The 10757-nt window shown below is 60.3% G+C and carries 10 protein-coding genes; 9 read left to right on the top strand and 1 reads right to left on the bottom strand.

The window, feature by feature from the left end:
- Positions 1-370, bottom strand: a 370-nt coding sequence (locus DMP08_RS08015; RefSeq protein ID WP_148042343.1) for an MGMT family protein, incomplete at its 3' end; no start/stop codon positions are given.
- Positions 371-519: 149 nt separating this feature from the next.
- Here DMP08_RS08015 and DMP08_RS08010 point away from each other — a divergent pair.
- From DMP08_RS08010 to DMP08_RS07970, 9 genes are all read left to right on the top strand, one after another.
- Positions 520-2085 carry an efflux RND transporter periplasmic adaptor subunit gene (locus tag DMP08_RS08010; protein ID WP_123192403.1) on the top strand — a complete coding sequence of 522 codons (1566 nt, stop codon included), beginning with the start codon at positions 520-522 and terminating at the stop codon, positions 2083-2085.
- A gap of 4 nt (positions 2086-2089) precedes the next feature.
- A complete protein-coding gene (locus DMP08_RS08005; RefSeq protein WP_123192402.1) occupies positions 2090-2797 on the top strand; it encodes an ABC transporter ATP-binding protein in 708 nt (235 codons plus the stop codon).
- A complete protein-coding gene (locus tag DMP08_RS08000) occupies positions 2794-3984 on the top strand; it encodes an ABC transporter permease (RefSeq protein ID WP_123192401.1) in 1191 nt (396 codons plus the stop codon). Before DMP08_RS08005 ends, DMP08_RS08000 begins: the two co-directional genes overlap by 4 nt.
- A 122-nt stretch (positions 3985-4106) precedes the next feature.
- A complete protein-coding gene (locus DMP08_RS07995; protein ID WP_123192400.1) occupies positions 4107-5249 on the top strand; it encodes an ABC transporter substrate-binding protein in 1143 nt (380 codons plus the stop codon).
- 83 nt (positions 5250-5332) lie between these two features.
- On the top strand, positions 5333-6343 hold the full coding sequence (locus DMP08_RS07990; protein ID WP_211328414.1) for a FecCD family ABC transporter permease: 1011 nt from the start codon (positions 5333-5335) through the stop codon (positions 6341-6343).
- Positions 6336-7118, top strand: a complete 783-nt coding sequence (locus tag DMP08_RS07985; protein ID WP_161555446.1) for an ABC transporter ATP-binding protein — start codon at positions 6336-6338, stop codon at positions 7116-7118. Before DMP08_RS07990 ends, DMP08_RS07985 begins: the two co-directional genes overlap by 8 nt.
- Positions 7115-8482, top strand: a complete 1368-nt coding sequence (locus DMP08_RS07980) for a nitrogenase component 1 (RefSeq protein ID WP_123192398.1) — start codon at positions 7115-7117, stop codon at positions 8480-8482. Before DMP08_RS07985 ends, DMP08_RS07980 begins: the two co-directional genes overlap by 4 nt.
- An 84-nt stretch (positions 8483-8566) precedes the next feature.
- Entirely contained in the window at positions 8567-9790 is a 1224-nt protein-coding gene (locus DMP08_RS07975; RefSeq protein ID WP_123192397.1) for a nitrogenase component 1, read from the top strand.
- Positions 9787-10536, top strand: a complete 750-nt coding sequence (locus tag DMP08_RS07970; RefSeq protein WP_123192396.1) for a nucleotide-binding protein — start codon at positions 9787-9789, stop codon at positions 10534-10536. Before DMP08_RS07975 ends, DMP08_RS07970 begins: the two co-directional genes overlap by 4 nt.
- Positions 10537-10757 lie beyond the last annotated feature (221 nt).

Genomic DNA, 10757 nt, shown 5'->3' with positions numbered 1-10757 from the left:
CGGGCGCGTGAACATGGGGGCATGCCAGTGGAGCGCCTGCATCCTGCGCGCAGCCGCTCCACTGGCATGCCTCCATGTTCACGCGCCCGTCGTCTTCGAATTCGACGCCTTCCGCTTCCAACATCTTGCGCTGCTCGTCGGGTCCTCCGAAGGCGAAGCTCTTGCATAGGCCCCCGTCTTTGAACACGACGCGATGACAGGGGATGCACGAGGGGCCGGTTCCCGGTTCGGGGTTGGCCCGCAGGGCGTAGCCCACGTACCGCGCGGATCGGGGCGCGCCTATCAGGCTTCCCACTTGCCCGTACGACGCCACTTTGCCGCGAGGGATGCGACGCACGACGCCGAACACCCGATCTGAGAAATCTCCCATGCAAATCCTTCCTTTTTTGCCCGTTTCTTTGTTTTGATCGCAATCGGCGCTTCTTTTTTCGTTTCGGATCGCTTATGCTGTACCGATTATACTGTAGCGAGAAGATAGTGCGTGGAGACGACCCGCTTCGCGTACACGGGAGGTTTGCAATGAGCCACGGCAACCATCGAAACGGAAACGGGTTTCCCGCTTCGCCTTTTCCCGCCGGTCCGGCCGATGCGGGCGATTCTGCGTCGCAGAGCCCGGAGGTCCCTTCCTTCGGCCCCGGGCCGTCGCAGTCGACTGCGGTGCTCCCTCCTTGGCCGGACAGCATCGTGGATCCTGATGCGCTTTCCGATATGCAGGCGTTCAACGATCTCAAGGCGAAACGGAAGAAACAGCGCAAGCGCAAGGTCATCATAGGAGTTTCGGCGGCCGTCCTCGTTTTGATTGCCCTGGTGGGCGCTTTCGCCTGGTACATAGCCGACCAGACGGCCAAAGCCCTCGAGAGCATGGCGTTGCAGACCGCCCCTGTCGAGCAGGGCACGTTCGTCGACTCGGTGACCGCTTCGGGCAACTTGCAGCCCATCTCGTCCGTGAGCGCCACGCCCGAGGTGGAGGGTATCGTGGGGGAGGTGTTCGTGTCCGAGGGGGACCGCGTGGAAGCGGGGCAGACCTTGTTCACCGTGGTGAACGCGGAATTGGACAAGGCGGTGTCCCAGGCTGCGCGCGGCATCGAGGAGGCGCGCAACGGCGTGGCTCAGGCGCAGAACTCCGTGAACGAGGCGTACCGTGCAAAGTCGGCCGGACAGCAAGCTGCAGCGGATGCGCAGGCGCAAGCGCAAGCCCAGGCCCAAGCGGCTGCGAATTCCCAGGCGAACGCAGCGGCAGGGGCGGGTTCCCAGGTGCCCGCCGCTGCGGCAAGCGCCGGCCCTTCTTTCGACGAAGGATCTGCCGATGCCGCTATCAGGCAGGCCGAGCTTGCCCTGAGCAGCGCGAACCTCGCTCTTCAAAACGCGCAGACCGTCTACGACGAAGCCGTTGCGCGAGCGGACAAGCGCACGGTTGCCTCGTCCATATCCGGCAGCGTGGTCGCCGTCAACATCGAGCCCGGCAAGGCTTTGGGGTCCAGTTCTGCGTCGAATCCCGTATCGCCCGTGCAGATAGCCGACCTGTCGCAGATGACCGTCTCCATCAACGTGAACGAGATCGACATTCTCAAGATCAGCAACGATCAGACCGCGAAGGTTACGTTCACTGCGGCTCCCGATCTTACGCTTCCGGCTACGGTGGTGAGGATCGCCACCACGTCGGCGGGTTCGGGCGACGGTTCGAGCGGCGCGCCGGGCGGCGGCGGGGCGGTCACCTATACGGTGAAGCTGCTGATCGCCGAGCCCGATCCTCGCCTCAAGCCTGGCATGACGGCCAAGGCCACCATCACCACTACCACGATCGAGAACGCCCTCAAGGTTCCCGTTTCCGCCGTGCAGTCGGACGGATCGGGCGGGAGCTACCTTATGGTCGTCACCGATCCCGATACTCAGGCCGTTGAGTCGCGCTCGGTGGAGGTGATCGCCTCCGACGGTTTGACCTCGGTGGTGAAGGGTCAGGTCAAAGCAGGTGACAACGTGGTCGTTTCCGGTGGTTTCCCAAGTGGGCCGGCAGGTGCCGACGCGGCGGCCGGGGATGCGGCCATGTCTTCCGGCGGCGTATCCACCGCAGTCGGGGTGGGGTAACGTCATGGCGTGCGTTGTGGAGGCCGTCGACCTGCATCGTATTTACGAGAGCGCTTCGGGTTTCACCCATGCGCTGCGCGGCGTGTCGCTTTCGGTGGAAAAAGGCGAGTTCCTGGCCATCATGGGTCCTTCGGGATCGGGAAAGTCGACGCTCATGAACCTGCTCGGCTGCCTGGACACGCCCACGCGCGGGCGTTATCTTCTGGAAGGCATCGACGTTGCCGCTTATCGCGAAGACGAGCTGGCCGAGATCCGCGCCACGCGCTTGGGCTTCGTGTTCCAGTCGTTCAATTTGCTCCCGCGCGCCACGGTCATGCGCAACGTGATGCTGCCGCTCGTCTATACGGCTTGCCCGCGCAAGGAGCGTGCTGCCCGGGCGCATGCCGCGTTGCGCAGCGTCTCGCTCGATCCTCGCCTGTACGATCATCGCAGCAACGAGCTTTCGGGCGGGCAGATGCAGCGCGTGGCCATCGCGCGAGCGCTCGTGAACGACCCTGCGCTCATCCTGGCCGACGAGCCTACGGGAAACCTGGATACGGTGACCGGCGATATGGTGCTCGAAACGTTCAAAAGCCTGCGCGACCAAGGGAAGACCATCGTGCTCATCACGCATGAGCCCGAAGTCGCCGCCCATGCGGACCGCGTGGTCCATATCCGGGACGGCAGGCTCTACGACGGTCCCCATGTCGGCCCGACGGGAGGCGCCCGATGAAGATAGGCGATCTGTTCTACGAAACCTGGCATGCGCTGTCGGCCAACAAGGGGCGCTCGTTCCTTACCATTTTGGGCATCGTGATAGGCATCGCGGCGGTCATCGCCATGACCTCGCTTATCGCCGGCGTTCAAAACATGCTCATGGGCGAGCTGGGTTTCGCCCAAGCGCGGCAGGTGTCCATCGGGGTTTACGCGCCCCAAGGCGTGACGTTCGACGATCTGGACAAACTTGCTTCGGGCATGCCCGAGTACGAGACCATCACCGGCACGTCTTATTCTTCCGCCGAGGTGACGAAATCCGACGGCAAGAAAACGAATGCGAGCATCATAGGCGTACGGCCCGATTACTTCGCGGTAAGCGGGTCGAAGCTCAAGGAAGGCCGCTTCTTCACGGATAGCGAAGAGGCGAGCGCAGCGCGACTGGTGGTGATAGACAGCGGATCTATCAGAGATTTGTTCGGCAGCGCCGACACGCAGGCGGTGGGCAAGAGCATCAAGCTGGGAAACGACGACTACACGGTGGTGGGCGTTCTCGATGCCACGTCGTTCATGATGGGCGGGATGTCGGCATACGTGCCCTATACCACGGCTCAGACGCGTCTCGGATCGGGCGGCGGCATCTCTCAGATCATCGGGGCTGCGCGCGAGGGGACGGACATGGACAGGCTTGTGGAAACCACCCAGGAGCACGTTGCCCGGTACTTCAATCTTCAAAAGAACGAAGTGTACGTGACTTCGCTCGATTCCATCATCAAGCAGATGGAGACCATGATGTCGGCGTTCTCGTTGTTGATGGGATCGGTCGCTTCCATCTCGCTGTTCGTGGGCGGCATCGGCATTATGAACATGATGCTGACGAACGTGACCGAACGCATACGCGAGATCGGATTGAGGAAGTCGCTGGGCGCTCGTCGACGCGATGTGACCATGCAGTTTTTGCTGGAAGCCATTGCGCTGTGCGTGACGGGCGGCGTGTTCGGCATCGTGTTCGGATTCCTGGCCGCATGGGGCTTGGGAGGCGTGATCGGCCTGGTGCAGCCCGGCATGGCGGTCGCGCCGGTTCTGGCGCCCCAGGTGGTGCTCGGGGCTGTGGGCGTGTGCGTTTTCATCGGCGTGGTGTTCGGCTACTATCCTGCGCGACGCGCAGCGAAGCTCGACCCCGTGGAGTCGTTGCGCTATCAGTAGAGCGCACGCGATGCGGGCGAATCGACGCGCTTTCTCAGAATTAGCCAATTAGTCTGGACAACGACCGAGCATTAGGATAATCTCAAGAAGTTAACTATATCTAACTTTTAGGAGGTTGTCGTATGCCCAAGCGCATAGTGCAGCTGTCTCTTCTGGCTGCTGCGGTAGGCTTGTTCGCTACGGGGTGCTCTGCGCCCCAGGATCCAGCTGCTGAAAACAGCGGCGAAAAAGAGCCGATAGTCGTTGTGGACCAAAACGGGGAAGAGCAGCAACTTCCCGGGTCTATCGATCGCTTCGTTACCACGGCGTTGCCGCTTCCCAGCGTGTACGCCGTTACGGGCGAGCCGCTTGACAAGCTGGTCGGAATGCACCCCGGTTCAGCGAGCGCCATCAAAGATTCCGTGATGGCTGACATGTACCCCGACCTGCTTGACGTCCCCAGCGGCTTCGTTCAGGGCGACGAGATCAACGTCGAAGAGCTGCTTGCCCTCAAGCCCGATGCCGTGATGTATTGGGCCGAGTACGGCAACCAACGCGACGCCATGAAAGCCGCAGGGATTCCCATCGTTGGCGTGAAGACCCAAGGCGACGGAGACGCTCTGGTGACCTTCGATTCATGGGTCGAGATCATGGGCCGCATGTTCGGGAGCACGGGCAAGACGGATGCTGTTGTCGACTACGGCAAGCGCGTGAAGGAGGAGGTCGCGCAGAAGACGGCCTCTATCGACGAGAAGGACAAGCCCCGGACGCTTTTCCTGTTCAATCACGATGACAAGAAGATCACCACATCTGCCCAAGGCCACTACGGGCAGGGGTGGATCGACGCAGCCGGAGGCGTGAACGTTGCCTCGGAGCTGTCGGGCACGCCCGCTATCAGCATGGAGCAGATTTACGAATGGAACCCCGACGTTATCATCATCACCACGTTTTCCCAAACCATGCCCGAGGACCTATACAACAACACGGTTCCCGGACAGGATTGGAGCAACGTGAAGGCGGTGCGCGAGGGCCGCGTGTACAAAGAGCCTATCGGAGTCTACCGCTGGTTCCCTCCTTCGGGCGACGCTCCGCTCATGTTGAAGTGGATGTCCGAAACGCTGTACCCGGATCTGTTCGACTACGACATGGAAGCCGAGATCAAGGCGTACTACAACGAGTTCTATTCTTACGATATATCTGACGACCAGGTAAAAGGCGTTCTTTCCTCCAATCCGGAAGCTGCTCGCGGTGCTGATTGGCAGTACAAGAGCAGCAACACCAAATAGCTGACCATGCGATTCGGGATGTCCGCTGATGCTTTTGGCAGATGCAGGGCATCCCTTTTTGCGCAACGTTTGCAAGGAGTTCAATGAAGTTCAAATCTATTCGCTACCAGAGATTGATGCAAGGGGCTCTGATTGGCGTTTTGCTTGCGTCGGCGGCGCTGGCCTTGTGCCTCGGGCGCTACGGCATTCCTCTTGACGAGTTGTTCTCCGTTTTGGCGGGGCAGCCTGCGGCGAACGAGACGACCTATACCGTGTTGTTTTCCATCAGGCTCCCGCGGCTTTTTATGGCCATGATCGTTGGGGCGGGGCTGTCGGTTGCCGGATTGTCGCTGCAGGCGATTTTTGGGAACCCTTTGGTTAGTTCCGATATCTTGGGCGTATCGGCTGCCGCCGGCTTCGGTGCCGCTCTGGGTATCTTGCTGGTTGGCGATTCTCTTGCGGTCCAGGCGATGGCCATCCTGTTTGGGTTTGCGGGCATAGCCTGCACGTACGGCATGAGCCGCAGAAGAGGCAGGAGCACCGTTCTCACGCTGGTGCTGTCGGGCGTTATCGTGGGCGCGGTGTTCCAGGCGCTCGTTTCGTTGGTGAAGTTTGTGGCCGATCCGCAAAACACGCTGCCGGCGATCACGTATTGGCTGATGGGAAGTCTTGCGGGAACGTCTGTTGCCGACGTGATCACCGTTGGGCCCGCCATCATCGCCGGCATCGGCGTTCTGTGGTGCCTTCGGTGGAAGCTCAACGTGCTCTCTTTGCCTGAGGACGAAGCCGTGTCCTTGGGAGTGAACGTGAAGCGTTTGCGCCTTGTCGTCATTGCGGCGGCTACGGTCATCGCCGCTCTTACCGTTTCGATCTGCGGCATAGTGACGTTCGTGGGGCTGGCCGTTCCTCACTTTGCTCGCATGCTGACCGGGAACGACCATAAGTTTCTTTTGCCCGCATGCGTTCTGGTCGGCGCGGTTTTCATGGTCCTCATCGACACGGGCGCGCGTGCGGCAACGCCGGCCGAGATACCGCTGTCTATTCTGACGGCTATCGTGGGAGCGCCGTTCTTCGCGGTCCTCTTGCGGCGAACCGGGGGTGCTTGGAGTGATTAGGGCTAAATCGGTGGCGTTTCGCTATGCGGGCGGAAGCCCTTTGTTCCAGGATGTTTCGTTCGAAGTTCCGGCTGGCAGCGTTTTGGCGGTCTTGGGTTCGAACGGCGTGGGGAAGACGACGCTTTTGCGTTGTCTTATGCGGTTTCTCTCTCCTACGGAAGGGGAGTTCTTTCTTGGCGATCGGCCGGTACGCGATGTGTCTGCGGCTGATTTTTGGAAGGAAATCAGCTATGTCCCGCAAGCTCGCAGCATGGTGTTCAGCCATACCGTGCTCGATCTTGTGGTCATGGGGCGCTCGTCGTACGTTGCTTTCGGAAGAACGCCTTCGAAAAGCGACTACCTTCGTGCGGAAGGCTTGCTCGAAAGCATGGGCATCGCCTCGCTTGCGCGGCGTTCGTGCCATCAGCTTTCGGGCGGGCAGCTGCAGATGGTCCTTATTGCTCGGGCGTTGGTGAAGGAGCCCTCTGTGCTGATCATGGACGAGCCTGAATCGAATTTGGATATGCGCAATCAGATTCACGTTCTTGACCTGGTCGAGCGTTTGGCGTCGAAGGACGGTCTTTCCATTGTCATGAACACCCACTACCCGGCGCATGCGCTGCGCGTCGCCGATCAGGCTTTGCTGATCGGGCGCGAGGGACATGCTTGCGGGCCGGTCAAAGACATGCTGAGCCGACAGAGTATTTCCCAGTATTACGGCGTCGACGCGCAGTTGCTCTCCTGTGTTGAAGACGGGCGCTCGTACGATGCCGTCATTCCCTTGAGGAGGACATGATGAAAGCCCCTAGCCTCAATGCGCAGTCGCTGCCCCCGAAGGGTGTTCCCATTACGGAGATCGAGGTTGATTCCAAGGGGAAGCCCCTCTTGCTCAATAAAGGATCCGACCTGTGCTTTTACTCACCTGCGACGGGAGGGTACGGCATTCCCCGTGTTGCGTGTCTGGTGCCTGGAAGCCACGTTCTGTTCGTTGCCCCTCAAGGCTGCGGTCGGCATGGGTTGGTGGCGGCGTATCTGCACGGGCGCGATCGCACGAGAATCCATGCCTTGCATGTTCAAGACGAGGCGGTGTCGCTTGGATCGCATCTGGACCAGGTATCGAATGCCGCGCGCTTCATCGTGGATCGATATGCGCCCAGCGCCCTCACTATCGTATACAGCTGCATCGACGATCTGTTGGGGTCGGATTTCGATCTGATCGCTTCGGATGTGCAGGATGCTTGCGGGTTGCCGGTTCGGGTTTCGGCTATGAACCCCATCAGGAACGAAGGGTCACTGCCTCCGTTGCCGCGGGCCTTGCGCACGGTTTACAGCTTTTTAGAGCCTTTGGAGCAGGGTGGCGTTCCCCCGTCTTCTTCAGAGACGGGCGGCAAGCCTGCAATTCTGAACTTGTGCGGCATCTTCTCGAACGTGCATCCGTCTTCAGAGGTTCATGCCGTGCTTGCTCAGGCGGGCTATGAATTGGCTAATGTGGCCGATTGCGCAACCTATGAGGAGTTTCAGACGCTTTCGTCATCCCGCTTGAACCTGGTTGCACATGATGCGGCGGCGATAGCATGCGATTCTTTGCACGATCGTCTGGGCATGGAGAGCCTTCGCTTTCCTCTTCATGTGCTGCCCTCCTTGGTGGCTCGAAGTTACGAACGCCTTGAGAAGAAGTTGGAGGTCGCGCTTTCCTGGCGGCAAGCGCGCGACCAGGCCATGACGGAGGTCGAACTACTTGCCTCCTGCTTGAAGGGGCTGCGCGTTTCCGTGGGCTCGTCCCACTTGGCAAGCCCTTTTGAGCTGGCTCGGTTTTTGACGGAGTGCGGCATGAGGGTTGAATCGGTGTACGCGAACGCTCTTTCGCGCACGTGCATGGAGCAGCTTTCGTGGCTGCAGCAAGAGGCCCCTCAGATCGTCGTGCTGCCACCCGAGTCAAGGCGTGCTCTGTTCATGCACGAAATGGCTCCTGAAGTGGATGTGGCGGTGGGGCTGGATGCTGCGTACTACTCGAATTGTCTTCAGTACGCCGATATAGGATTCGAGTTGCCGCTGTTCGGCTTTCGGGGCGGTGTCGAGCTGTTGCGCATGCTGGCGCGCCCTTGCGAGGTAACCGATGGGTTCGAGGCTGCTCTGACCAGCAGCAGCCTTGTGGTGTAGAAGCGTCGGGCATGCTCGTCGCGTTGCGCCAAAGCCTGCGCGACGGCGTTTGTTCCAGGACGGGCGTCCAAGATAGGAGAGGACATGGACAGGCTTCATTATTTCGACGTTCTGCCGGCCTTCGCCCCTGACTATTCGGGGGCGGTGTCGGTTTTGTACGATTTGCAAGGAACCATTGTGGTGAACGGAGCAAGCGGGTGTCTGGCCAATTGCGCTGGCTACGATGAGCCCCGCTACTTCGAAAAGACCTCGCTCGTGCTTTCGAGCGGGTTGCGGGATGTTCGGGTCATATTCGGAGATGAGGAGTTTCTGGAGGAAACGCTTCCCCTCATAGAGGGGCTGCAAGGTTCTCGATATCTTGCCTTGCTCGCAAGTCCGGCAGCGGCGATTGTCGGCACGGATCATAAGGCGGTTGCTGCGGCTTTGGAAGATCGGCTGTCTTTGCCTTGCTTTGCGTTCGAGACCACGGGCATGAGCGCCTACGATCGCGGTGCAAGCATGGTGATGATGGAGTTGTGCAAGCGCTACGCGAAGCCGGTTCCTCGAAGCGTCGCCCCGTCTGCGAACATCTTAGGGGCGATACCGCTTGATCTTTGGGGACCCGATCAGCTTGCCGTTTTGCGTGAAAACGTGGAGAGGGAGGGCTACCGAGTGATCTGCACGCTTGGCATGGACTATTCGTTCGAGGACGTCGAGCGAATTGCGGAGGCGCACGTCAACGTCGTTGTTTCGGTGGCTGCCCTTGCGTCGGCCCGCTGGCTTGAGCAAGCGTTCGGCACGCCTTGGACGTGCGCCTTGCCCGTAGGGCCTTGCCGTGCGGGATGGATGGCCCCCGACGGTTTCCAGGCGTCTTCCGATTCTTGGAAAGCGCAGTTCTCGGCAAAGCTTTTGGGCGGCATCGGGAATCCGTGCGCAACGGCATGCGGCGTGAAGGTGCTGATTGTTGGCCAGCAAGTATGGGCAAACGCCTTTCGCGCCGGGTTGATGCGAGAGGTTTCGGGCGTTGACTGCACGGTGGCCAGCTTCTTCGGCATGGACGACGAGCTGATGCTTGAGGGCGACCGGTCGTTTTCAAGCGAAGGTGAATTTTGCGAGCACGTTGTTGATCGCGGGTACGACGTGGTGATCGGAGATCCGTTGTTTCATGAGGCCATTCCTTGCAAGGTGGCGTACGTGGGCGTTCCCCACGTTGCTGTTTCCAGCCGCTTGTATTGGACGAATCCGGCGCCTGCCGTGGGGCCGGACGCCCTTTCTGCGGCGCTCGCGACGATAGGGCATGCCATGGCGCGGAAGAAGGCGAGCCGGTGAAAAAGATAGCATTTTACGGCAAAGGCGGTATAGGGAAGTCGACCACGACGTCGAACGTTTCCGCCGCCCTTGCAGAGCAAGGCCTCACGGTCATGCAGATAGGATGCGACCCCAAGTCGGATTCGACGAAGAACCTGACGGAGGGCGTTCGTATCCTTACGGTTTTGGATGCCATCAAGGAAAAAGGCGGGCACGTGAAGCTGGAGGATATCGTGGTGCGCAGCGATTCGGGGGTGCTGTGCGTCGAGGCGGGCGGTCCTCCTCCGGGTATCGGGTGCGCGGGCCGGGGTATCATTGCGGCGTTCGAGCGCCTTGACGAGCTGAAGGCGTTCCAGACCTACGAGCCTGATTTCGTGCTGTACGACGTGTTGGGCGACGTGGTGTGCGGAGGGTTCGCCATGCCCATACGCGGCGGTTATGCCGAAGACGTGTACATCGTGACATCGGGGGAGATGATGGCTTTGTATGCGGCGGACAACATAAACCGGGCCGTAGCGGCGTACCGGAACAAGGGCTACGCTCGGGTGCGCGGCGTTATCCTGAACGAGCGAAACGTGAAGGACGAGCGTGCTACGGTGGAGGCCGCCTGCGCGGAGATGGGCACTTCCCTGGTTGCTTGTTTGCCTCGAAGTCCGGAGGTTCAACAAGTCGAAGAGCTTCGCAAGACCGTCGTGGCGGCGCTTCCTGACTCGGCAATGGCCGAGCGCTATCGCAGCCTTGCTCGGATGCTTTTGGAAAGCTGCTAGCTTGCGCGTTCGCGAAGGAATGCCGACGAATCCTTCTGCCCCTTCTCCTGTCGCCTGCGTGGTAGAATACCGCGAAGCATATATTGGCAAAGATGGTTGCGCCAAGCGCGGCGCGAGCGAACGTGCGGATCATGTTCGTTTGGGGAAATGCGGGTGAGAATCCTGCGCTATACCAGTAACCGTAAACGTTGATGGCCGGACGACATGCAGGCATGCGTTCG

Source organism: Paraeggerthella hongkongensis (genome assembly GCF_003726035.1).
GTDB classification, from domain to species: domain Bacteria; phylum Actinomycetota; class Coriobacteriia; order Coriobacteriales; family Eggerthellaceae; genus Paraeggerthella; species Paraeggerthella hongkongensis.
The sequence above is the reverse complement of the archived record's forward strand: the minus strand, read 5'-3'. Positions and strand labels throughout refer to the sequence as shown.